At 63.5% G+C, this 23,685-nt stretch carries 23 protein-coding genes; 12 read left to right on the top strand and 11 right to left on the bottom strand.

Features of this window, described 5'->3' with window-relative positions:
* Positions 1-2: 2 nt before the first annotated feature.
* On the top strand, positions 3-332 hold the full coding sequence (locus ACWGPT_RS05900) for a TfoX/Sxy family protein (RefSeq protein ID WP_452604666.1): 330 nt from the start codon (positions 3-5) through the stop codon (positions 330-332).
* Here ACWGPT_RS05900 and ACWGPT_RS05895 read toward each other — a convergent pair.
* The 4 genes from ACWGPT_RS05895 to ACWGPT_RS05880 form a co-directional block, all read right to left on the bottom strand.
* A complete protein-coding gene (locus tag ACWGPT_RS05895; protein ID WP_452604665.1) occupies positions 329-757 on the bottom strand; it encodes an NUDIX domain-containing protein in 429 nt (142 codons plus the stop codon). The genes ACWGPT_RS05900 and ACWGPT_RS05895 overlap by 4 nt on opposite strands.
* A gap of 6 nt (positions 758-763) precedes the next feature.
* Entirely contained in the window at positions 764-2,272 is a 1,509-nt protein-coding gene (locus tag ACWGPT_RS05890; protein WP_452604664.1) for a DEAD/DEAH box helicase, read from the bottom strand.
* Between the two features lie 182 nt (positions 2,273-2,454).
* Positions 2,455-3,735, bottom strand: coding sequence for a M23 family metallopeptidase (locus tag ACWGPT_RS05885; protein ID WP_452604663.1), 1,281 nt, complete (start codon positions 3,733-3,735; stop codon positions 2,455-2,457).
* Between the two features lie 87 nt (positions 3,736-3,822).
* Complete coding sequence (locus ACWGPT_RS05880; RefSeq protein ID WP_452604662.1) at positions 3,823-4,290, bottom strand: peroxiredoxin; 468 nt, start codon at positions 4,288-4,290, stop codon at positions 3,823-3,825.
* A 109-nt stretch (positions 4,291-4,399) separates the two neighbouring features.
* Between ACWGPT_RS05880 and ACWGPT_RS05875 the strand changes: the two genes are divergently transcribed.
* Positions 4,400-7,786: a YhdP family protein gene (locus tag ACWGPT_RS05875; protein ID WP_452604661.1), complete on the top strand. Its 3,387-nt coding sequence runs from the start codon at positions 4,400-4,402 to the stop codon at positions 7,784-7,786.
* A gap of 58 nt (positions 7,787-7,844) precedes the next feature.
* Here ACWGPT_RS05875 and tyrS read toward each other — a convergent pair whose 3' ends face one another.
* A complete protein-coding gene (gene tyrS / locus ACWGPT_RS05870) occupies positions 7,845-9,110 on the bottom strand; it encodes a tyrosine--tRNA ligase (RefSeq protein ID WP_452604660.1) in 1,266 nt (421 codons plus the stop codon).
* Positions 9,111-9,200: 90 nt separating this feature from the next.
* On the opposite strand from tyrS, the gene ACWGPT_RS05865 reads away from it, so the two are divergent.
* Positions 9,201-10,334: an anhydro-N-acetylmuramic acid kinase gene (locus ACWGPT_RS05865; protein ID WP_452604659.1), complete on the top strand. Its 1,134-nt coding sequence runs from the start codon at positions 9,201-9,203 to the stop codon at positions 10,332-10,334.
* An 11-nt stretch (positions 10,335-10,345) separates the two neighbouring features.
* Here ACWGPT_RS05865 and ACWGPT_RS05860 read toward each other — a convergent pair whose 3' ends face one another.
* Positions 10,346-10,483: a hypothetical protein gene (locus tag ACWGPT_RS05860; RefSeq protein WP_452604658.1), complete on the bottom strand. Its 138-nt coding sequence runs from the start codon at positions 10,481-10,483 to the stop codon at positions 10,346-10,348.
* Positions 10,484-10,547: 64 nt separating this feature from the next.
* Between ACWGPT_RS05860 and ACWGPT_RS05855 the strand changes: the two genes are divergently transcribed.
* Complete coding sequence (locus tag ACWGPT_RS05855) at positions 10,548-11,555, top strand: diguanylate cyclase domain-containing protein (RefSeq protein ID WP_452604657.1); 1,008 nt, start codon at positions 10,548-10,550, stop codon at positions 11,553-11,555.
* An 80-nt stretch (positions 11,556-11,635) separates the two neighbouring features.
* Here ACWGPT_RS05855 and ACWGPT_RS05850 read toward each other — a convergent pair whose 3' ends face one another.
* On the bottom strand, positions 11,636-12,313 hold the full coding sequence (locus tag ACWGPT_RS05850) for an alpha/beta hydrolase (protein WP_452604656.1): 678 nt from the start codon (positions 12,311-12,313) through the stop codon (positions 11,636-11,638).
* Between the two features lie 227 nt (positions 12,314-12,540).
* On the opposite strand from ACWGPT_RS05850, the gene ACWGPT_RS05845 reads away from it, so the two are divergent.
* The 7 genes from ACWGPT_RS05845 (at position 12,541) to sufA (ending at position 19,534) form a co-directional block, all read left to right on the top strand.
* A complete protein-coding gene (locus ACWGPT_RS05845; RefSeq protein WP_452604655.1) occupies positions 12,541-13,707 on the top strand; it encodes a cysteine desulfurase family protein in 1,167 nt (388 codons plus the stop codon).
* A 139-nt stretch (positions 13,708-13,846) separates the two neighbouring features.
* Positions 13,847-15,316, top strand: coding sequence for a Fe-S cluster assembly protein SufB (sufB, locus tag ACWGPT_RS05840; protein WP_452604654.1), 1,470 nt, complete (start codon positions 13,847-13,849; stop codon positions 15,314-15,316).
* Between the two features lie 63 nt (positions 15,317-15,379).
* Positions 15,380-16,135, top strand: a complete 756-nt coding sequence (gene sufC, locus ACWGPT_RS05835) for a Fe-S cluster assembly ATPase SufC (RefSeq protein ID WP_452604653.1) — start codon at positions 15,380-15,382, stop codon at positions 16,133-16,135.
* A 19-nt stretch (positions 16,136-16,154) separates the two neighbouring features.
* Positions 16,155-17,432 carry a Fe-S cluster assembly protein SufD gene (gene sufD, locus ACWGPT_RS05830; RefSeq protein WP_452604652.1) on the top strand — a complete coding sequence of 426 codons (1,278 nt, stop codon included), beginning with the start codon at positions 16,155-16,157 and terminating at the stop codon, positions 17,430-17,432.
* A 1-nt stretch (position 17,433) separates the two neighbouring features.
* Positions 17,434-18,675: a cysteine desulfurase gene (locus tag ACWGPT_RS05825; RefSeq protein WP_452604651.1), complete on the top strand. Its 1,242-nt coding sequence runs from the start codon at positions 17,434-17,436 to the stop codon at positions 18,673-18,675.
* 10 nt (positions 18,676-18,685) lie between these two features.
* The gene (locus ACWGPT_RS05820) at positions 18,686-19,066 is read left to right on the top strand and encodes an SUF system Fe-S cluster assembly protein (RefSeq protein WP_052638437.1); all 381 of its coding nucleotides are present in this window, start codon (positions 18,686-18,688) and stop codon (positions 19,064-19,066) included.
* Between the two features lie 75 nt (positions 19,067-19,141).
* Positions 19,142-19,534 carry a Fe-S cluster assembly scaffold SufA gene (sufA, locus tag ACWGPT_RS05815; protein ID WP_452604650.1) on the top strand — a complete coding sequence of 131 codons (393 nt, stop codon included), beginning with the start codon at positions 19,142-19,144 and terminating at the stop codon, positions 19,532-19,534.
* A gap of 67 nt (positions 19,535-19,601) precedes the next feature.
* Here the strand turns inward: sufA and ACWGPT_RS05810 are convergent, their stop codons facing one another.
* From ACWGPT_RS05810 to ACWGPT_RS05800, 3 genes are read right to left on the bottom strand one after another with little or no spacing between them, the layout of a single operon-like run.
* Positions 19,602-20,804, bottom strand: a complete 1,203-nt coding sequence (locus tag ACWGPT_RS05810) for an ABC transporter permease (RefSeq protein ID WP_452604649.1) — start codon at positions 20,802-20,804, stop codon at positions 19,602-19,604.
* Positions 20,794-21,510: an ABC transporter ATP-binding protein gene (locus ACWGPT_RS05805; protein WP_452604648.1), complete on the bottom strand. Its 717-nt coding sequence runs from the start codon at positions 21,508-21,510 to the stop codon at positions 20,794-20,796. The genes ACWGPT_RS05810 and ACWGPT_RS05805 overlap by 11 nt, the downstream gene beginning before the upstream one ends.
* A gap of 7 nt (positions 21,511-21,517) precedes the next feature.
* Complete coding sequence (locus tag ACWGPT_RS05800) at positions 21,518-22,804, bottom strand: efflux RND transporter periplasmic adaptor subunit (RefSeq protein ID WP_452604647.1); 1,287 nt, start codon at positions 22,802-22,804, stop codon at positions 21,518-21,520.
* Positions 22,805-23,043: 239 nt separating this feature from the next.
* Between ACWGPT_RS05800 and ACWGPT_RS05795 the strand changes: the two genes are divergently transcribed.
* Positions 23,044-23,304, top strand: coding sequence for a DUF2171 domain-containing protein (locus tag ACWGPT_RS05795; protein ID WP_452604646.1), 261 nt, complete (start codon positions 23,044-23,046; stop codon positions 23,302-23,304).
* A gap of 123 nt (positions 23,305-23,427) precedes the next feature.
* Here the strand turns inward: ACWGPT_RS05795 and ACWGPT_RS05790 are convergent, their stop codons facing one another.
* Complete coding sequence (locus tag ACWGPT_RS05790; protein WP_452604645.1) at positions 23,428-23,553, bottom strand: hypothetical protein; 126 nt, start codon at positions 23,551-23,553, stop codon at positions 23,428-23,430.
* Positions 23,554-23,685 lie beyond the last annotated feature (132 nt).

Here is a 23,685-nt window from a genome sequence, read left to right as displayed (position 1 = left end):
GGATGGACAATGACGCGATCGAGGAAATGTTCGAGCCGCTCGGACGCGTGACGATCAGGCGCATGTTCGGGGGAAAGGGCATCTATCACCACGGCCTGATCGTCGCCCTCGAACTTTCGGATGGCGAGCTTCTCCTGAAGGCGGATGCGACCAGCGCGCCCGAGTTTCGGGCGGCCGGCGCCAGGCAGTGGAGCTATGAAACCAAGAAGGGAAAGGCGGCCGCCATGCCTTACTGGACCGTTCCCGACGAGGCGCTGGACGATCCGGATATCATGGCGAAGTGGCTCACCCTCGCATACGAGGCGGCCTTGCGGTCGCAGGGCCAGACCTAGCCGGCGCGCGCCCTGAGCGCCGCGAAGGCTTCGACGGCAAAGGCGGAGAGGGGGGAAGGCGGTTCGGCAGGATCGAACCAGGCGATGTCCGACAGCTTGTCCGGTTCGGTAAGGCTGGGTTCGCCGGAGAAATCCGTCGTCACATAGATCAGGGAGACCCAATGCTGGCGATCGGGTTCGATGATCTGTTCGGTGGTGCAGAGCGGCTCGACCGAGCCGATCCGCAGACCGGTCTCCTCCTCGGCCTCCCGGCGCGCGGCCTCGGCCGCAGGCTCCATCGGATCGACCTTGCCACCGACGATATTCCAGTGCCCCGCTTCCGGCGGGCGCAGGCGGCGGCAAAGGAGAACCTTGCCGTCTGCACGCAGAATCACGAGGCCGGTACCGACCCCGGGGAAATCCGTACCGGGTATCGAGCCGGTCACGCGGACTCAGGCCTTGCCGGCGTTGGCGACGATCAGCATGAATGCGGGGATGTCGTCACCGAAGCCGACGGGTGTCGGGCCATCGTCCTGATCGCGGCGGTGACGCGAGCGACGATCGCGGCTGTCGTCGTTGGCGGGGTTCTGACGGCCTGCGCGAGCAGCCGGCTGCGGCCTTCTCTCGGACCTGCGTTCCGGCCTGTTCTGCTCCTGGCTCGCTTCCACGGCAACCTCTTCCACTGTTTCGACCTCTGCGGGCTGTTCCGCCTTTGGTGCGGTCTCGCTGCGCTTGCCGCGTCCGCGATCCCTGTCGCGATCCTTGTCACGACCCCGACCGCCCTTGCGAGCGCGGTCGCTGTCATGGCTTTCCATCGGAGCCGGCAGTTCGGACAGGTCGCCGTTCAACCACTCGATCTTTTCCCCGATCAGCTTCTCGATCGCATCGAGATACTTGGTGTCGGAACGTGTCACCAGTGTGAATGCCTTGCCGGAGCGTCCTGCGCGGCCGGTACGACCAATGCGGTGGACATAGTCTTCCGCATGGATCGGCACGTCGAAGTTGAACACGTGGCTGACATCCGGGATGTCCAGGCCGCGTGCAGCAACGTCGGATGCCACCAGCAGGGTGATGTTGTTGTCCTTGAAATTCGCCAGCATGGTCGTGCGCGAGCGCTGGTCCATGTCGCCGTGGAGGGCGCCGACGGAGAAGCCGTGCCGGTCGAGCGAACGGAAGAGATCGGCGACATCCTTCTTGCGGTTGCAGAAGATGATCGCGTTCTTCAGGTCGTCCTGGGCCTTGATGATGTCGCGCAGGACCGCACGCTTCTCGTAATCCTTGGAATGCGAGGCGACGAGACGCTGGGTGACGGTCTTGGCCGTGGAGGAGGGCGGTGCCACCTCGATTCGCTGCGGGTTCTGCAGGAAACGGTCCGCGAGCTTCTGGATCTCCGGCGGCATCGTCGCCGAGAAGAACAGGGTCTGGCGGGTGAACGGGATGAGCTTCGCGATTCGCTCGATGTCGGGGATGAAGCCCATGTCGAGCATGCGGTCGGCCTCGTCGATCACAAGGATTTCGACGCCGGTCATGAGAAGCTTGCCGCGCTCGCAGTGGTCGAGCAGGCGACCGGGAGTGCAGATCAGCACATCGGCGCCACGCTCCAGCTTGCGGTCCTGTTCATCGAAGGAAACGCCGCCGATGAGGAGGGCGATGTTGAGCTTGTGATTCTTGCCGTATTTCTCGAAGTTCTCGGCAACCTGGGCGGCGAGTTCGCGCGTCGGCTCGAGGATGAGCGTGCGCGGCATTCTCGCACGGGCGCGACCCTTCTCCAGAAGGGTCAGCATCGGCAGGACGAAGGAGGCCGTCTTGCCCGTCCCCGTCTGGGCGATGCCGCAGATGTCACGGCGCTGCAGCGCCGGCGGAATGGCACCCTCCTGGATCGGCGTCGGCGTCGTGTAGCCAGCGTCGGTGACGGCAGAGAGGACTTTCTGGCTCAGGCCAAGATCAGCAAATGTAGTCAAAGGGAAAACTGTTTCCGTTCCGGTTCTTCATAGAACACTCTGGTCGGCGCACGTCGCGTGCCCAACATCTGGCGGCGAGATAAGGGCAAAACTCAACAAAGTCAAGGAAACACGGCAGGTTTGCTGCATGAGTGGTGAATGCTCATGCTTAAGAGGCGGAGAACGCGGAAACAGCAATGCTATCAGTTGAGATAGCCGGTCAACTTCATGCCCGCATTCAGGAAATGAACGGGGTCGACAGCCTGCCCGTTTCGGCGAACCTCGTAGTGGACGTGCGGCCCGGTCGAGCGGCCCGTCGTGCCGGCGCGGCCTATGATGTCTCCGGCCGATACGCGGTCGCCCTTCTTCACCAGCACCCTCGAAAGGTGGCCGAAGCGGGTGGTGATGCCGTGCCCGTGGTCGATCTCGACGAGGTTTCCGTAGCCGCCGGAATATTCGGCCGTGATAACCGTTCCTGCGCCGGTGCTGAGGACCTTGGCGCCCGTCTGGGCATGAAAGTCGATCCCGGCGTGAAATGCGAGCCGTCCGAGGAAGGGATCGATGCGATTGCCGTAGCGGCTGGTGACCGACTTGCCCGGGGCGGGATTGCCGTAGGGCAGGCTTTCCGCCTTGACGCGGAGCGTCTCGAGCCGGCGCAGGGCCGCGTCGAGTTCCTCGATCGAGATATCGAAGAGATCATCGCCCCGCTCAGGCTCCACGAAGGGTCCGCCAAGGCCTGCTTCTCCATCATCCACGAGTGCATCGACGTCGATGCCGCTTCGCTTCATGATCCTTGCGATTTCGTTGGCGGTTTCGGAGGCGTCGATCGTGAGCGCCTCGATGCTCGCCATCTGGTCCTGCTCGAGCGTCTTCAGCGACAGGGTCATGTCCGCGAACATGCGGTCGGCCTGTTCCGGGCGGCCTGTCCGCAAGGGTGCGTAGGAAAGCGCCGGCACGTCATGTTCCGCCTGAAGCGTCTCCTTGCCGAGAAGCGCAAGGATCGCATTGCCGGCTGCTCCGAGCGACGCTTCACGTTCGCTTTCCGGAGGGGCCGCGGACGGGGTGGGCGGCGTCAGGCCGGCCTGGGCCGCGCGATCGAGCAGGTCGCCAAGCATTCCGTGCCGCGTGAACAGGGCGTTTTGCTGCTCGAGCAGCTTTTCGACCTTCTGGTCGATGAGTTGCTGGTCCACGAGCTGGCGGGAGGTAACGCGGTCGAGTTGCGCCCGGAGAACGGAGATGCGGTCCTCGTAGTCGCGTTGCATGCGGTTCTGCCGCGCCAACGTCGCGTTGACGAGGTCGTCGCGGAGGAAGAGGTATCCCGTTGCGCCGAGGTATCCAAGCGTGAAGACCGCGAGGAAGATCGTGACCGATACCGCCATCCAGGGACGGATGGTCACGTGACGTACGCGATCGCCGCTGGCGAGGATCAGGACGTGCTCGACCTTAGGTCGTCCAAATGCTTTTCTGTTTCCGGGATTTATCACGATTCCGCCCCACCCTGCGATGGGGATGATTACACTCCCTTAAGGTTAATGGAGCGTTGACCGCAGAGGGCGCCTGAAGCCGGGTGCTCAGGCGCCTTGCAGGGTCTTCAGGACCTCCTCGGCGTGCCCCGCGACCTTCACCTTGGGCCACACCGCGCGGACGTGCCCGTCCGGGTCGAGGAGGAAGGTCGTCCGCTCGACACCCATGTAGCTGCGTCCGTACATGCTCTTCTGCGTCCAGACGCCGTAGGCTTCACAGGTCGCGGTGTCCTCGTCGGCCGCAAGGATGACGTGCAGGCCATGTTTCGCCACGAACTTGTCATGTCGGGCGACGGAGTCCGGCGAGACGCCGATGACGACCGCATTCGCGGCCTCGAACTCGGCCAGCAGGGCGGTGAAGGCGATCGCCTCGGCCGTGCAGCCGGTCGTATCGTCCTTCGGATAGAAATAGAGAACGACATTACGACCTCTGAATTCGCGGAGGGATACGGTGCCGCCGCCGTCGCGCGGAAGGGTGAAGTCCGGGGCAGTGTCGCCGACGTTCGGTTTCGTCATGATCGTCCTTTCTTTTGCCTCCATTTTGAATCATCAGGCCCGCAGTCGTGTATACTAGTTTGACCGGAAAGCAGATCAGTCGCCGGCAAGAAGGTGGGCATACTCTCTGATGTCGGAAATCCGCGGCGAAAAGGTCAGCTTCACCAGGAAGGACATAACGCCGCTCGATCACCTTCCATCCGCCCAGATGGAGGACGCGATTGTCGTCCATTGCCCGCCGCCGCGGTCGCGCATGCGCAGGCTCGGGCGGACGCTGGTCCTGGTGCTGATGCTGATCCTGACCGCGGTCGGAAGCTCCATCCTCGCGATCGAGGGTGGCATCGTCGACGGCACGCTGTCGGATCGGGCAACGCGCGCACTCAATGACGCGATAGGCCCGCGCTACGTCGCTTCGGTCGGTTCCGCCGCGATCCGATTCGATTCTGATTTCCGCCTCGCGATCGAGGCAAGGGACGTCGATATCGTCGAGCAGGCGACCGGCTCCCGCCTGACCCGCACCAATGCCATGCGCATGGCCATCGATCCGCTGGCGCTGCTGGCCGGGCGGGTCTCGATCAGGCGCATGGAGGCGGATGGCATCCAGGTCGATACGGGCGTCCTGCCGTCGGGCGAGCCGATGTCGCTTTCGCAAGTGCGCGTCGACAAGCTGCCCGATCTCCTGGAACAGGTCTTCCAGAGGCTGGACGAGGCGCGAGGGCTGATGGCAAGGACGGCGACCCGGTCGATCAGGATATCCGGCGTCGAAATCCTGCTGCCCGCCGCACCCGGTCGAAAGTCGCTTGCGTTGCGGGTCGACAACATGAACCTCGAACACTCCGGTCCGGGCGAGATTGCCGTGACGGGAGAGGTGAAACTTGACGGAGAACCGGCCAGACTGGTTGCCCGGGCCTCGGTGGTGGATGGGGTCACCTCAGGACTGTCGGCGACGCTGAGCGGCCTCGAGGTCTCGCCCTTCCTGCTGCGGCGGGCGGATGACGGCGCACCCCGCGACGGCGTCCAGGGGGCCATCGACGTCGATCTGTCCGCGGTGCGGGCGCGTGAATCGACCCGACCGTCGATCACCGCGGCGCTTCGGCAGTCACCTGGCCTCTTCTATTTCGACGGCATTGCGCAGGAGCTGTCCGGCGGGTCGATCAAGGCCGCCTACGACTTTTCGAAGCATTCGCTGGAGCTGCTTCAGTCGGAGGTCCGGTTCGGGCCCACGACCGTCCCGTTCGTGGGGGCCGTGATCGACCTCAACCGGCTTTTCCCCGAGGAAACCCGGCCGGGTTTTGGTATAAACCTTCTCGTCAGCGGGGGGCGCGCCGTCGCGGAAGGTTCCGCGGAGGAGCCGACGACCTTCGACCTCAGGGCCGGCGGACGCTACCTGTCCGCCGACCGGGAACTCCAGTTCGACGACATGATGGTGTCCAGCCCGCAGGGAACGATGGCGGGCTCGTTGAAGGTGCAGTTCGGGGCCCAGTCCCCGGAGATCAGCTTCGGCGCACGTCTGCCAAGCATGCAGGTAACGGGCGTCAAGCAGCTCTGGCCGTTCTGGATGGCCCGCAAGGCACGCGAGTGGGCGGCCCAGAACATGTTCGGCGGTACCGTCACCAACGGTTCGCTGGCCGTCTTCATCCCCGCCGGCAGGATGAAGGGACCGGGTCACCCGCTGGAACTCGGCGAAGACGAGTTGCAGATCAGCTTTTCCATCGACAATGCGCGCATGAACCTGCCCGGGCAGATCCCGCCGCTCCGGGATATCGAGGGACGCTTCGACCTGCGCGGTGAACTGATGACGGTCGATATCGCGTCCGCCGAATCGTATTTTCCATCGGGCAGGTCCGTCGCCATCGGGCAGTCCCGCTTCGTGCTGCCCTCGACCTATTCCAGGCCGCTGATGGGTGACCTTTCGCTGCAGGTGTCCGGCGCCGCCGACGCCATTGCCGAACTCGCGAGCTTCCAGCCCCTGAATGCGCTGAAGCACACCGAATTTACGCCGCAGGACTTTTCCGGGACGGCGACCGCGAACGTGACGGCCCGTTTCGGGCTGATCACCCAGCAGGAGCCGCCGCCGCCGACCTGGAATGCCGAAATCAGTCTCGACGAGGTCGACCTGATGCAGGACGTCGCCGGCCGTTCGATCAGCGATATCACCGGTCTCCTGAGGATCGATCCGCAGGCGGCACGCCTTGAGGCGAAGGCTGCGATCGACGAGGTTCCGGCCGAAATCGCTCTGGTGGAACCGGTCGGCACGGATTCGCTGGTGACGCGGGAAAGGACCATCAAGGCGACGCTCGGCAACGGTCAGCGGGACGTGCTGGCCCCGGGCCTCGATGACCTCGTCGACGGAACGGTGAAGGTGGAAGTCCGCCAGCTCGCGGATGACCGGCAGAGCCTTGACCTCGACCTCACCAACGCGACCCTTTCCGTTCCGGGGATCGGCTGGAGCAAGGGAAGCGGCATTGCCGCGCGGGCGACGTTCGAGGTGGCTCGCGACGGCGAAACGGATCGTGTCGAGAACTTCGAACTAGACGGCGAGGGGTTCGGCGCCCAGGGAAGCCTGACGTTGCAGGACGGCGCCCTTCAGACGGCGCAGTTCTCACGGATGAAGCTGTCGCCGAGCGACGACTTCGCGGTGAGCGTGAAGCGGCAACGCGGCGGCCTGCACGTGACGGTGACGGGGTCGTCGGCGGATATGCGGCCGGTTCTGCAGCAGCTGCGATCGCCGGCAATGTCGCACGACGAAGACATGAACGCGACGGTGGAACTGAAGCTCGATGAGGCGATCGGCTTCAACGACGAGAAGCTCCGAAACGTGTCGATGCTGTTTTCCGCAGCCGACGGGACGATTTCGGCGGCCGACCTCTCTGCCGTCACGCGCAGCGGCCAGGCGGTCGTGAGCCGCATGCAGCAGGGCAATACGATCGTGCTCACCAGCGGTGACGCGGGTGCTGTCGCGCGGTTCGCGGACCTCTACAACAGGATGAAGGGAGGTCTGCTCAACGTCACCCTCAGAGCGCAGCAAGGTCGCGCTTGGAGCGGCTCCATCGACATTCGCAACTTTTCGCTTCTCAACGAAGCCCGGCTGCAGTCCCTCGTATCGACCCCCGTTGGCGAGAACGGACGCAGCCTCAACGCGGCGGTACGTCGCGACATCGACGTCAGTTCCGCCAAGTTCCAGCGGGGATTTGCCCGGATCGTCTATCGCGGCAACGTGCTGTCGGTGGAGAACGGCATCGTTCGGGGAGAGCAGATCGGCGCGACGTTCCAGGGCGTCGTGCGCGACGCCGCGGGCAATGCCGATCTCACCGGCACCTTCATGCCGGCCTATGGCCTGAACCGGATTTTCGGGGAGCTGCCGATCATCGGCGCGATCCTGGGCAACGGGCGCGACCGGGGCCTGATCGGGATCACCTTCAAGCTGGAGGGGCCGTTCGCCAATCCGCGACTGACCGTCAATCCGCTGTCCATCATCGCGCCGGGCATCTTCCGGCAGATCTTCGAGTTCCAGTAGGACAGAAAAGGCCCGGCGCGAAGGCCGGGCCCGATTTCTGGCGAGCAGTCTGCCGGGCTCAGGCCGGGCGGACGAGGATGTGCTTCTTCTTGCCGAGCGAGAGCTTGATCACACCCGCTTCCGTGACCTCGCCGCTGCCGATCAGCGCGCGTTCGTCGGAGACCGGACGGTCGTTGATCTTCACCGCGCCTCCCTGCACATGCCGGCGGGCTTCGCCGTTCGAGGCGGCAAGGCCGGCCCTCACCATCAGCGCCAGGAGGCCGATGCCGGCTTCGATCTCGGCTTCGGGTATCTCGACCGTCGGGAGGTTTTCCGCCAGCGCGCCTTCCTCGAAGGTCTTGCGGGCCGTCTCCGCCGCCTGCTCGGCCGCGTCCCGGCCATGCAGCATGGCGGTGATCTCCGTGGCGAGGATCTTCTTCACCTCGTTGATCTCGGACCCGCCGAGCGCCGAGAGCCTCGAGATCTCGTCCATCGGCAGCGTCGTGTAGAGCTTGAGGAAGCGCGCAACGTCGGCGTCTTCCGTATTGCGCCAGTACTGCCAGAAATCGTAGGCGGAGAGCATGTCCGGGTTGAGCCAGATCGCGCCGTTGACGGACTTGCCCATCTTGGCGCCCGACGACGTGGTCAGCAGAGGCGATGTCAGGGCGTAGAGCTGCGGCGTCCCCATGCGGTGACCTAGATCGATGCCGTTGATGATATTGCCCCACTGGTCGGAGCCACCCATCTGCAGGCGGCATCCGTAGCGCTTGTTCAGTTCCACGTAGTCGTAGGCCTGGAGGATCATGTAGTTGAATTCCAGGAAGGAGAGGGACTGCTCGCGGTCGAGGCGGGTCTTGACGCTGTCAAAGGACAGCATGCGGTTGACGGAGAAGTGGCGCCCGACGTCGCGCAGGAACTCAAGATAGTTCAGTTCCCGGAGCCACTCGGCATTGTTCACCATGAGCGCGCCGCCCTTGGAGCCTTCCGGACCCTTGTCGTAGTCGAGATAATTGGCGAACACGCGCTTGATCGAGGCGATGTTCTCCTCGATCGTATCGACCGTCATCAACTGGCGGGCTTCCTCCTTGAAGGAAGGATCGCCGACCATGCCGGTGCCGCCGCCCATCAACGAGATCGGCTGGTGGCCGGTCGCCTGGAACCAGTGCAGCATCATGATCTGGATGAGCCCGCCCGCATGCAGGCTGGGCGCCGTCGGGTCGAAGCCGATATAGGCAGTCACGCTCTCCTTCGCGAGCAGGTCGTCGAGGCCGCTCTCATCGGACATCTGATGAATGAAGCCACGCTCGTGCATGGTGCGGAGAAAATCGGACTTGAAGCTGGACATGAGGGATCTCTGAAGGAATTCCGGATACGGGCGGGCCTCTATCACTGTTTTTGAGCATAATCACTTCAAAATTGATTCTGGGTGCCATGAATGGACGGAATGAAAACGGCAATCGGCCTGATGAGCGGGACGTCGATGGACGGTATCGACATTGCCCTCCTGCGCACGGATGGAGAAGGCCGCGTCGAGCGCGGGGCCTTTCTCGGCATTCCCTACGAGGACGTGTTCCGCCGACAACTGAAGCAGGCGCTGCATGACGCCAGGCAGGTCGGCTTGCGCAGTGATCGCCCCGGCTGCCTCCGGGAGGTCGAGGAGCAACTGACGGAGCGGCATGCCGACGCGGTCATGAAATTCCTGGAAAAGAACCGGTTATCGGCCGCCGATATCGACGTTATCGGTTTCCACGGCCAGACGGTGCTGCATCGGCCGGAACAGGCACTGACGATCCAGTTGGGGAACGGCCAGCGCCTGGCGGACCTGACCGGAATACCGGTCGTCTTCGACATGCGCGCCAACGACATGGTTCACGGCGGGCAGGGGGCTCCGCTAGTGCCGGCCTATCATGCTGCCCTTGCCGAGGGGCTTGCGCTGCCCGAGCGCCCCGTCTGCTTCGTCAACATCGGCGGCATCTCCAACATCACCTTCATCGACAGCGGTGGCAGGATCACGGCCTTCGACAGCGGGCCGGGAAATACCCTGATCGACCAGTGGGTCGAAGCCAATGCCGGCATCCCCTACGACCAGGGAGGGCTGATTGCGTCGGAGGGCCGGATCGATCGTGGGCTGGCGGAGAAATACCTTGCGCATCCATTCTTCACGGAAAAGCAGCGCCGCTCGTTGGACCGCAACGATTTCCTTCCGCCCGCCAGCCACGAGGCGGAACTCGCCGACGGCGCGAGGACGCTGGCCCACGTGGCGGCGGCATCCGTCATCCGGTCCGCCGGTCACCTCCCGGAACTGCCGGCGCTTTATGTCGTCTGCGGAGGAGGCCGGCTCAACCGGGTGGTCATGGCGGATCTCGCCTCACTTGCGGAGACGGGCGGCGCGCGTGTCGTCACTGCCGAGGATGCGGGCCTCGACGGAGACGCCATGGAGGCGGAAGCCTGGGCCTATCTCGCCGTCAGGAGCTTGAAGGGCCTGCCGCTCACATTTCCCGGAACGACCGGGGTCCGAGAGCCCGTGACAGGCGGAATTCTTGCCTCTCCATCAGGCAGGGGATGTTAATCTTTTTGTCTTTACTTGCCGCGAAAAAGCGGTTCGATAGGTACCGTCCATTCCGCCAGCTGGTTGTCCATGTCTGCTGCCCCACTGTTTTTATGGGTGAATTTTTGCATCGGCGTTTGCTTCAGCGCCGTATTTGCAGTTGTTTCCATTTACAGTCGCTGGCGGGCGGTCGCGCTTCTGTTTTCGGCAGGCCTTTTCATCGCATCCCTTACCATGCCCGCGGAACTCGGGGTCGCCTATTCCGCCTATCCCGGCCTGTGGGCAATAGCCGTCTACGGAACGGTTCTGGCGGGCCTGGTCCTGTTGAACCGAGGAGTGGCAATCCTCTACGACAGGCCCTTTTCGGTATGGGCGGACGTCGCGACATTCGCGGCGGGCATGGCGGCCTTCCTCGTGGTCAAGGACATTCCGAGGTCATGGTGGGTGTACGGGTTCGCCTATCAGACACCCTATGCGCTGATAACCTTTGCCGCCGCAATCAACGTCCTGTTGTCTGAACGCCGGACCACGATGGACAGGGCGCTTGGCATCGTCCTGGCGATCAGCGGCCTGCATTTCCTGCTCAAGGCGACGCTTTCCAGCATTCTCGGACCGGGCGCGACGGCAAGCGACTACATTTCCACGTCCTATGCCGCGGTGTCGCAGAGCATCACGGCGGTGCTTATCGTTGCCGTCGGCCTGATGCTCCTTGCCGTCCTGACACTGGACATCATGGCGGTGGAGCGGCGCCATGCCGAGCACGACAGCCTGTCCGGCCTCAGCAATCGCAGGGGGTTCGAGAAGGCCGCGCAGAATGCGATCAGGAGATCCGGCCAAAGTCAGCATGCGCTCATCCTGTGCGACCTCGACCATTTCAAGTCGATCAACGACACCTATGGTCACCACGCCGGCGATATGGTGATCCATTCCTTCGCGACGATGGTTTCGGCACAAGCCGGACCCGATGCGATCGTCGGGCGGATCGGCGGAGAGGAATTCGCCGTTCTGCTTCCCGGGACGTCGCAGGCGACTGCCGCCTCCGTGGCAGAAACGCTTCGCGCCGGCGCCTGCAGGATGACGATCCCCGGCCTGCAGGGCGTCGTAACCGCAAGCTTCGGTGTGGCGGCCATTCCGTCGAACGGCGACCTTTCCGCCGCGCTGCGCCGTGCCGATTCCGCTCTCTACGATGCCAAGCGGGGCGGCCGCGATCGCGTCCGGCAGGCAGACAGCCTGGCCGCCTGACCTTCCGGCTAGTTTCCTGTTGTCGAAACGCAAGCGGCCGCCCGGAGGCGGCCGCTTGGCTTGAAATCGGTGTTTTCTGATTAACGGATGCGCTTTGCAGTCGGCTCGGGGACGAGTTCGCCGTCGAGGCGGCGATCGAGGTAGTCCTCGCATTCCGCCAGGAGCTTGTCGACCTGGCCGTTGAAGAAGTGGTTAGCCCCTTCGACGGTCTTGTGGGTGATCAGGATGCCCTTCTGGGTCTTCAGCTTATCGACCAAGCCGAGCACGTCCTTTTCCGGCGCCACCTTGTCGGCATCGCCATGGATGATCAGGCCGGACGAGGGACAGGGCGCCAGGAAGGAGAAGTCGTAGGTGTTCGGCTGCGGCGCGATCGACATGAAGCCTTCGATCTCCGGCCGGCGCATCAGCAGCTGCATGCCGATCCAGGCGCCGAAGGAGTAGCCGGCGACCCAGCAGCTCTTCGAATCGGGGTGAAGGCTCTGGACCCAGTCGAGGGCGGAGGCCGCGTCGGAAAGTTCGCCGGCGCCATGGTCGAACTCGCCCTGGCTGCGCCCGATGCCGCGGAAGTTGAACCGGAGCGTCGTGAAGCCGCGCTTCTGGAACATGTAGAAGAGTTGGTAGACGATCTGGTTGTTCATCGTGCCGCCGAACTGGGGGTGCGGATGCAGGATGATCGCTATCGGCGCGCTCTTTTCCTTCGAGGGCTGATAGCGGCCTTCCAGGCGGCCAGCGGGGCCGTTGAAGATGACTTCGGGCATGAGTACTCCGGTCACATGTTCAGTTCTGGTGCCGAGCGCCAAGTCCAGACTTGACGAAGCATGTCAGCTTTTCTAGAACTCAGTTTAGAACTATTCGAAAGTTGAGGCCCGTGGGCCCGATCGACGTCTCATAAGGCAAGCGTGTCCGAGATTTCAAGGAAAATACGGTTGTTCACGAGGCCGCATCCGGCTCGGTTGAGCATCTAGGAAGGGAAACGAAACCGGCAATGGCTCCTGCACGTGTCTACATGGACTGGAACGCGACGGCACCGCTCGGTGAACCGGCACGGCTGGCCATGCTCGGCGCCCTGCAGCTGCCGGGAAATGCCTCTTCCGTTCATTCCGAGGGACGCGCAGCACGTGCCGCACTGGAAAAGGCGCGGCGGCAGGTGGCGGCGCTGGTGAATGCGGACCCGGCGCACGTGATCTTCACGAGCGGCGCGACGGAGGCGGCCAACCACGTCCTGACCCCCGAGTTTCGTATGGGGCGGTCGGTCCTGAAGATCGGGCGCCTCTATGTCTCGGCGGTGGAACATCCGGCGGTTCGCGAGGGCGGCCGGTTTCCGGCGGACGCCGTGACGGAGGTGAGGGTCACCTCGTCCGGCATCGTCGACATGGATGCGCTTGCGGCAGCACTTGAGGATCACGACAAGACGTCGGGGCTGCCGATGGTCGCCCTCATGCTCGCGAACAACGAGACCGGCGTCATCCAGCCGGTCGCGGAAGCTGCGGAACTCGTCCATCGCCATGGAGGCCTGATCATCGTCGATGCCGTGCAGGCGGTCGGCAGGATGCCGGTCGATCTGGAGGCGCTCGGCGCGGATTTCCTGCTTTTGTCGTCGCACAAGCTTTCCGGGCCGAAGGGTGTGGGCGCTCTCGTGTCGAGAGGTGAATCACTCATGCCGGCGCCGCTGATGCGGGGCGGCGGCCAGGAAAAGGGTCACCGGTCGGGGACAGAAAATCTTCACGGCATCATAGGCTTCGGCGCAGCGGCTGAAGCGGCGGGTGCCGACATCGCAGAACGCCTTACGGCCATGACGACGCTGCGGAACAGGCTGGAAGAGGGAATGCGCCGCGCAGCACCCGACGTCATCGTCCATGGCGAGGGTGTCGAGCGGATCCCAAACACATGCTTCTTCAGCTTGCCGGGCCTGAAATCGGAGACGGGACAGATCGCGTTCGATCTCGAGGGGATCGCCATCTCCGCCGGCTCGGCCTGCTCGTCGGGACGCGTCGGCCAGAGCCATGTGCTTTCGGCCATGGGCTTCGACCCGGAACTCGGCGGTCTTCGGATATCGATGGGACCCGGGACGAGTGGCGCCGACGTCGAGGCGACACTCGCGGCCTTCGAGAAGATCGCCAGGCGACGACGTCCGGCCGGAGAAGTCGCCTAGGCGATATCGAAACATGCGGAAAGCTAACTTTTCGCTTGCCCAGAGGTGGGAAACAGGCCTTTTGGCCATTACATGAGGGCGGAAATTCCGTCCGAACAAAGAGGTGCCGGCGAATGCCGGCGAGAGTTGGAGAACGCGCATGCCTGCCGTCCAGGAGACAATCGATCAGGTCCGTGGGATCGATATCGATCAGTACAAATACGGCTTCGAGACCGTCATCGAAGTGGACAAGGCCCCAAAGGGCCTTTCTGAAGACATCATCCGCTTCATTTCGGACAAGAAACAGGAGCCGGAATGGATGCTGGAATGGCGGCTCGATGCCTATCGGCGCTGGCTGACCATGGAAGAGCCCACCTGGGCGCGGGTCGATTATCCGAAGATCGACTTCAACGACATCTACTACTATGCGGCGCCGAAGAACCTGACGGGTCCGACCTCTCTCGAGGAAGTCGATCCCGAGCTGCTGCGCACCTACGAGAAGCTCGGCATTCCGCTCCGCGAGCAGGAAATCCTGGCGGGCGTGAAGACGTCCAAGGTCGCCGTCGACGCGGTCTTCGATTCCGTCTCGGTCGTCACCACCTTCAAGAAGGAACTCGCCAAGGCCGGTGTGATCTTCATGTCGATCTCGGAAGCGATCCGCGAGCATCCGGACCTCATCAAGAAGTATCTCGGCTCGGTCGTTCCGACCACCGACAACTACTATGCGACGCTGAACGCGGCCGTCTTCACCGACGGGTCCTTCGTCTTCGTACCGAAGGGCGTCCGCTGCCCGATGGAACTGTCGACCTACTTCCGCATCAACGAGAAGAACACCGGGCAGTTCGAGCGCACGCTGATCATCGCCGAGGAAGGCGCCTACGTTTCCTATCTCGAAGGATGCACGGCACCTCAGCGCGACGAGAACCAGTTGCATGCGGCGGTCGTCGAACTCGTGGCTCTCGATGACGCCGAAATCAAATATTCGACGGTCCAGAACTGGTTCCCGGGCGACGCCCAGGGCAAGGGCGGGATCTACAACTTCGTCACCAAGCGCGGCGATTGCCGCGGTGCCCGCTCGAAGATTTCCTGGACCCAGGTCGAGACCGGATCCGCGATCACCTGGAAGTATCCGAGCTGCATCCTGCGCGGCGACGAGAGCCAGGGCGAGTTCTACTCGATCGCTGTCTCCAACGGCCACCAGCAGATCGATTCTGGTACCAAGATGATCCATCTCGGCAAGAACACATCGAGCCGCATCATCTCGAAGGGCATTTCGGCCGGCAAGTCGCAGAACACCTACCGTGGACAGGTCTCCATCCACCGTCGCGCGGAAAACGCCCGTAACTTCACCAATTGCGATTCGCTTCTGATCGGCGACAAGTGCGGTGCTCACACCGTTCCCTACATCGAGGTCAAGAACGCCTCGGGGAAGGTCGAGCACGAGGCAACGACCTCGAAGATTTCCGAGGACCAGAAGTTCTACGTCATGCAGCGCGGAATTCCCGAAGAGGAGGCCATCGCGCTCATCGTCAACGGCTTCGTCAAGGACGTCATCCAGGAACTGCCGATGGAATTCGCGGTCGAGGCGCAGAAGCTGATCGGCATCAGCCTCGAAGGCTCCGTCGGCTAAGGCCACCAACTCATCACGACCGTGCGACAGCACGCAAACGACATACGTCCGAGAGGATACAAGATGCTTGAGATCAAGAACCTGCACGCCCGCATTGCCGAAGACGGCACCGAAATCATCCGCGGCCTGAACCTGACCGTGAAGCCCGGCGAAGTCGCCGCCATCATGGGGCCGAACGGCTCCGGCAAGTCGACCCTGTCCTACATCTTGTCGGGCCGTGAGGACTATGAAGTCACCGAGGGCGACATCCTCTACAACGGCGAGAGCATCCTTGAGTTGGATCCCGCAGAGCGCGCCTCCAAGGGGATATTCCTGGCCTTCCAGTACCCGGTCGAAATCCCGGGTGTCGCAACCATGCAGTTCCTCAAGGTGGCGATGAACGAGCAGCGCAAGGCACGCGGCGAGGAAGAGCTGACGACCCCCGAATTCATGCGTCGGGTGAAGGAAGCCGCCGCGAAGCTCAAGATCGACCCCGCCATGCTCCGCCGTCCGCTCAACGTCGGTTTCTCCGGCGGCGAGAAGAAGCGCGCCGAGATCCTGCAGATGGCCCTTCTCGAGCCGCAGCTCTGCATTCTCGATGAAACCGACTCCGGTCTCGACATCGACGCGCTGAAGATCGTCGCCGATGGCGTCAATGCGCTGAAGTCGCCCGATCGTGCCGTGATCGTCATCACCCATTACCAGCGCCTCCTGGAATACATCGTGCCGGACACCGTGCACGTTCTCTACAAGGGCCAGGTGGTTCGCACCGGCACCAAGGATCTTGCCCTCGAACTCGAAGCCAATGGCTATGCCGACATCATCGGGGAAGCGGCCTGATTTCGGGAAGGATGTGAACATGAACATTCAGACGACCACCCGCCTCACGGCGGCGGAAACGGCCCTGATCGAAGCCTATACGGAACAGGTCGGCGATCTGCCGGGCAACGGAACCGTTGCCGGCTCGCGCGACCGGCTGCTCGATGACCTGAAGACCTCGGGCCTGCCGACGCGTCGCGTCGAGTCCTGGCACTATACGGACCTGCGTACGCTGCTTCGCGCGATACCGGCGCCGCTGCCGGCAGCGCCGCCGCTTCAGACGCTGGCGCCGCTGGTGGAAGGCGCACGCGTGCTGCCGGTCCTGCAGGGCGAGTGCGATGCGTCCGCATCTGTCGAGGGTGCCGAGGTGTCCCGATTTGCCGACGCCCTGCTCGACGGTACCGCGGCCGCGGCGCTTGTCGCTCTCGACCGCGACGATGCGATCGGCAGGATCAACGGCAGCCTGGTTCGCGACGGTTACGCGATCTCCGTGCCGGCCGGCGCAGAAATCGAGGCGCCGATCGAACTCCAGGCGATCCATGGCGGAGGGCAGGTTCATACCCGCTTTCCGGTGACCTTCGGCGCAGGCGCCAAGGCCACGATCATCGAGCGTCACCGCTCGGTGACCGGCGATGCGGCCTTCGTCTCGACGATCAGCGAGATCACGCTGGAGGACGGCGCAGATGCAGTCTGGATCATCCTGCAGGAGCAGGGTGCGGAGGATACGCATCTGGCGCAGATCCGGGTGCGGTTCGGGGCCGAAGCCAAGCTGAAACTCTTCCTCGTCAATGCCGGCGGCAAGCTCGTGCGGCAGGAACTGAGGATCGATGTCGAGGGCGAGGGCAGCGAACTGACGCTTCGCGGCGTCAACCTTCTCGGCCAGGAGACCCATACCGACGTCACCCTGGTGCTCGGCCACAACGTTCCCCACACGACGTCGACCGAGACGATCCGCAACGTCGTGTTCGACCGCGCACGCGGCGTCTTCCAGGGCATGATCCGGGTCGCTCCGGATGCTCAGAAGACCGACGCCAAGATGGCCTGCAACACGCTCCTGCTCACCGATGACGGCGAATTCTCCGTCAAGCCGGAGCTCGAGATCTTCGCGGACGACGTGATCTGCGGACACGGCGCGACGGTCGCGGACATCGACAAGAACCACCTCTATTATCTTCGCTCCCGCGGCATTCCGGAGAAGACGGCGCGCGCCATGCTCGTCAACGCCTTCGTGGCCGAGGTGATCGAGGAACTCGACGAGGAGAACCTGGTGGAGGCCCTTGAGGCCGTCATCTCGAACTGGCTGGAGAAGCATGCCTGACATGGACCAGATCACACCCGCGACTGCCTACGACGTCGAAGCGATCCGCCGGGATTTCCCGATCCTGGCGCGCGAGGTCTATGGCAAGCCGCTGGTGTATCTGGACAACGGGGCATCGGCGCAGAAGCCCCAGGTGGTCATCGACGCTGTCGCGAACGCGTATTCGAACGAATATGCCAATGTCCACCGGGGTCTGCATTTCCTCTCCAATGCGGCCACGGATGCCTATGAAGGCGCTCGCGAGAAGGTACGGCGCTTCCTGAATGCGTCGTCGGTGGACGAGATCGTCTTCACGAAATCCTCCACCGAGGCGATCAACACCGTCGCCTACGGCTGGGGCATGCCGAATATCGGCGAGGGCGACGAGATCGTCCTCACCATCATGGAGCATCACTCCAACATCGTCCCTTGGCATTTCATCCGGGAACGGCAGGGGGCGAAGCTCGTATGGGTCCCTGTCGACGACGACGGCGCCTTCCACGTCGAGGACTTCGAGAAGTGCCTGACGGAGAAGACCAAGCTCGTCGCCGTCACCCACATGTCGAATGCACTCGGCACGGTCGTTCCGGTCAAGGAGATCTGCAGGATCGCCCACGAGCGGGGCATCCCCGTGCTCGTCGATGGCAGCCAGGGCGCCGTGCACATGCCGGTGGACGTGCAGGACATCGACTGCGACTGGTACGTCATGACCGGCCACAAGCTTTACGGTCCTTCCGGGATCGGCGTACTCTATGGGAAGATGGACCGGCTGAAGGAAATGCGTCCCTTCCAGGGCGGCGGCGAGATGATCGTCGACGTCAGCGAGGACGAGGTTACCTACAACGATCCGCCGCACCGCTTCGAGGCGGGCACGCCGCCGATCGTCCAGGCGATCGGGCTCGGTTATGCGCTGGACTACATGGACCAGGTCGGTCGCGAGGCGATCGCCGCCCATGAGGCCGATCTCGCGGCCTATGCCGCAGAGCGCCTGCGGGCGATCAATTCGCTCAGGATCATCGGCAATGCGCCCGGCAAGGGAGCGATCTTCTCCTTCGAACTCGCCGGTATCCATGCCCATGACGTCTCGATGGTGATCGACCGGCGCGGTGTCGCCGTCCGTGCCGGTACCCATTGCGCCATGCCGCTCTTGAAGCGCTTCGGCGTCACCTCCACATGCCGTGCATCGTTCGGCATGTACAACACCCGTGCCGAGGTCGATGCGCTGGCAGACGCGCTCGACTACGCCCGCACATTCTTTGCCTGAGGACATTGCCATGGCCGTCGAAGACAGCGAACTGAAGTGGGACGCCCGTGAGGGGATCGTCCAGTCGGCGATCCCGCAGGAGGAGCTGGCCCGGCTTTCGGACGATATCATCGCCGCGCTGAAGACTGTCTACGACCCGGAAATCCCGGCCGACATCTTCGAACTCGGGCTGATCTACAAGATCGACATCGAGGATGACCGCATGGTCAAGATCGTCATGACCCTGACGGCGCCGGGCTGCCCGGTCGCGGGCGAGATGCCCGGATGGGTCGAGAACGCGGTCGGGGCCGTGGAGGGCGTCTCGGGCGTCGAGGTCGAGATGACTTTCGATCCGCCGTGGACGCCGGAGCGGATGTCCGAAGAGGCGCAGGTCGCCGTCGGCTGGTATTGATCCGTTTACTCGCCGGACCTACATTCGATCCAGCACACCGGTCCTTCAAGCCGGCTGTAGAAGGAGCATGAGCCCATGGGCTTCGCGGTAATGACCATGACGGATGCGGCGGCCGAGCGCGTCAAGGCGATCGTCGATAAATCCGGCCCGGATGCCAAGGGCGTCCGCGTCGGGATCAAGAAGGGCGGCTGCGCCGGAATGGAATATACGGTCGATCTGGTAACCGAGCCGAATTCCAAGGACGACCTGATCGAGCATGCGGGCGCACGGGTATGGGTGGAGCCTTCGGCGGTTCTCTACCTGCTCGGCACGCAGATGGATTTCGAGGCGACAAGGATGCGCTCCGGGTTCACCTTCGTGAACCCCAACCAGACCTCGGCCTGCGGCTGCGGCGAGTCGGTGGAGTTGAAGCCGGCCGACCTCGCCGAACTGGCCAAGGAGCGCCAGGCGCAATCGCACGCCGGCTGAACTCAATGCCATCCGCGGACCGGGGACATAGCGAAAAGGGGCGGAGACGCCCCTTTTTTGATTCTTCCTACTCGTGGCGGAGCGCGTCGATCGGGTTCATCTGCGCTGCGCGGCGAGCCGGAAAGTAACCGAAGACCACGCCGATTACCGCGGAGAAGGCAAAGGCGATGAAGATGATCGTCGGGCTCGTCACGAAGGGGACGTTCAATATCCCGACGACGCCATAGGCGAGCGCAAGGCCGGTGATGATGCCGGCGACGCCGCCGAAGACCGAAAGCATGACGGCCTCGACGAGAAACTGCGTCAGCACCTGTCTCTCCAGGGCGCCGATGGCAAGCCTTATGCCGATCTCGCGCGTGCGTTCCGTCACCGATACCAGCATGATGTTCATGATGCCGATTCCGCCGACGAGAAGGCTGACGGCGGCGACGGCTCCCAACAGGCTGGTGAGGAGCGTCGTCGTTCCCGTCATGGCAGCGGCCATCTGGGACATGTCGGCGACGGCGAAATCATCGTCGCGCCCGATGCCGATGCGCCGCCGCTCGCGCAGCAGGTTTTCGACGTCCGACTGGACCTTGGCGGTCGACACTCCGTCCTGCGCCGAAAGGATGATGCTGGAAATCGTCGTGACACCGCCGATCCGCCGCTGATGCAGTTTCAGGGGCATGATGACGGTATCGTCCTGGTCATCGCCCATTCCCGACTGGCCCTTGGCCTCCAGGAGGCCGATCACCGGGCAGGCGATGTTGCTGACACGGATGGTCTGGCCGACGGGATCCGCCGACCCGAACAGTTCGCGCCTCACCGTCTCGCCGATGATGCAGGCCGGCTGGCCGCGTTCCTCGGCGGGCAGGAAGCTACGGCCGGATGCGAGGTCCCAGTCCTGTGCCACGAGATAGTCGTTGGTGGTGCCGATGACGGAGGAGGACCGGTTCTGGCCGCCGGAAATGACCGTTGCGCTGCCGCGGTTCACCGGCGCGACGGCGCGCAGGCCGGAGATCTGGCTGCTGATCGCCGCGATGTCCCGGTCCTCGAACCGCTTCGCCTCGGTGCTCGCGCGACCGGGTCCCCACTGGCCGGGGCGAACGAAGAGCGTATTGGTGCCGAGGCGGGCGAGTTCGGCCTGAACCTGGGCGGTCGTGCCGTTGCCGACGGTGACCATGGCGATCACCGCCGCCACGCCGATCACGATGCCGAGGATGGTCAGGAAGGAGCGCAGCAGGTTGCGGCTGATGGCGCGCCAGGCGAGTTTTGCCGTCTCAAAGAACATGGCCGACCTCGTTGACCTGTGCGTGGTCGCTGGCAAGCCGGCCGTCGACGAAGCGGAGGAGGCGTTTGCCGTAGGCCGCGATGTCCTCTTCGTGGGTGACCATGATCACGGTGATGCCGCGGTCCCGGTTGAGCCCGGATATGAGATCCATGATTTCCTGGCTTGTCTTGGTATCGAGGTTGCCGGTCGGCTCGTCGGCCAGCAGCACGGCTGGATCGGTAACGATGGCACGGGCGATGGCGACGCGCTGCTGCTGGCCGCCGGAAAGTTCCTGCGTCGTGTGGCCCTCGCGCCCCTTCAGCCCGACCTGCGCCAGCGCCGCCGCGGCGCGATCGCGTCTCTCGCTGGCCGGCATGCCGCGGTAGACGAGGGGGAGTTCGACGTTTTCGATGGCCGAGGTGCGTGCCAGGAGGTTGAAGCCCTGGAAGACAAAGCCGAGCATGTGCCGGCGCAGGAGCGTCAACTGGGTGCGCGAGAAGTCTCTCGTGGACATGCCCTGGAAGAGGTATTCTCCGGAAGAGGGGACATCCAACCCGCCGATAATGTTCATGCAGGTGGATTTACCCGAGCCGGACGGGCCCATGATCGCGACGAACTCCCCGACCGAGATCGACAGGTCGACGTTGTCGAGCGCGCGAATGGTCGCCTCGCCCTCGCCGTAGAACTTCGAAACCTGGCTGAACTGGATCAATGGCGCCTGGGTCATGGGGATGTCAGCCGTTGCGCGCCGTCGCGTCGGTGATCACGAGGTCGCCATCCTGGAGATCGCCCGAACGAACCACCGTGAACTGGCCGTCCGACGGACCGGTCTCCACGCTCACCTGCTGGGGCTCGCCGGCGCGCAGAACCCAGACGCTGCGGGTCGCCGTGTCGGACGCCGTCTGGCGGCTGCCTCTGCCGCCCATGCGGGGCGGACGGAAGAGACGCGAAAGGATGTTGCCGCCGGACCTTTCCGCGGCGGGCGGAGAAAACCGGAGGGCGGCATTCGGCACCAGCAATGCATCCTCGACGGATTCCACCACGATGTCGGCGGTAGCGGTCATGCCGGGCCGCAGCAGAAGGTCGTTGTTCTCCACTGTCAGGATCGCCTTGTAGGTGACGACGTTGGAGACGGTTTCGGGCGCAAAGCGGACCGTCTGGATGGTCGCCGGGAAGCTGCGGTCCGGATAGGCGTCGACCGTAAAGGTCGCCTCCTGGCCCTGGCGGACCTGACCGACATCGGCTTCGTCTACCGCCACCTGCAGTTCCATCTTGCGCAGGTCGCCGGCGACGGTGAACAGGACCGGAGCGTTCAAGGAAGAGGCGACCGTCTGTCCGGGCTCCACGTCGCGGTTCAGGATGACGCCATCGATCGGAGACACTATCCTTGCCTTGCCGAGGTTGACTTCGGCGAGGCGCAGGCTGGCTTCGGCGGACTGGACGGACGCCTCGTTGACCTCCTTGGTGGCGATGGCGGCCTCCAGGGTGAAGCGCGCCGAATCCACGTCCTGCTGGCTGGAAATGCTGCGGCCGGCGAGCGTGCTCAGCCGGTCGAAGCTCGTCTGTGCGGAGGATACATCGGCTTCAGCCTTCAGGACATTGGCCTGCGCCGCGGCAAGCTGGGCGCGGGCACTTTCGACGTCGGCCTGCAGCTTGCTGGTGTCGAGTTCCGCCAGCACTTCTCCAGCCTTCACGGGCGAGTTGTACGTCACGTTGACGTCCCGGACGGTGCCCGACAATTCGCTGGAGATATCCACCTGGTCGGTCGGCTGCACGGAGCCGGTCGCGGTCACGATGACCTCGAGATCGCCCTTTTGCGCCGCCTGGGTCGTGTAGTTGTAGAGCTGTCGGCCGCCTTGCAGGTAGGCATAGACGCCGACGCCGGTTGCGACGACCAAAACCAGGATTGCCGCCCACCACACCCCACGGCCGCGAGGTTTGCGACCCTGATTGTTGAGTATCGCGGCTAGATCCGGAACGGCGTTCGCCTTGTTCACTCCGATGTCGCTCTCAGCCTTCAACGTGATACCTCTTTGCCAGCTTGCATCTACTATGCCCCCCGCGGGGCGTAAGTCCCTGCGCGAGGTCAACTGCGGTCAACCCCTGGTGCGATGACATGTCCGTTTGCCCAAACCAACTTAAACTTTGTTAACCTGGGTTCGGACGGGGCGAGAGTTCATACGAAATTTCCGAGTAACGGGAACGCCCTTGCCTCGATTTCTGTTGTCTCACGTTAGGCGAAAGCAAACGGGAGCTTCAAATGGTTGATGCAGGACTTATCAAGGAGCACGCAAAGGTCATCGGTGCCGACGGCGTCCCCGTCGGCGTTGTCGATCGGGTAGAGGGCGATCGAATCAAGCTCACCAAGGCCAGCAGCGGGGAGGGGAGGCATGAGGGCCATCACCACTACATTTCGCTGGAACTGGTTGCCGATATCGAAGGCGATACCGTCAGGCTGAGCGCCAACGGCGATGTCGCAGTGACCTTCGAGGAAGAAGAAGGCGGAAAACCGGTCTACTGAACGGTCACGGCCTAAAGGAAAATGCTCCGCGGTGCGGAGCATTTTTTTGTGGGGATCACGGGGTGTGATCACGGGCCGTGACCTGGGTCAAAAGGGAAAGCGGCGGCAAGTACAGTCTGGTGGTCAGTTCTGCGCGGACAATTCCATCGGAGATGCCATGATCTCGGATTCACCGATCGACCTGTCGACATACTTGAACGCGAGAATGCTCAGCACTGACGCCAGCATGACAACGAAGATAATGCGCATGTCAAACTCCTTAAGGCTTCATAACCCCCGGAGCTGAAACTGGTTCCGCATCTTCGTCCCGTTCGGTCATCACGCTGTACCATGATCCCGCCGGACGACCGCGAACCACAGGCGCGCGGTCGTCCGGTTCGA

It is taken from the genome of Pseudorhizobium sp. NPDC055634, from assembly GCF_053618655.1.
Note: the sequence above shows the minus strand (reverse complement) of the source record. Positions and strands in the feature narration are given on the sequence as shown.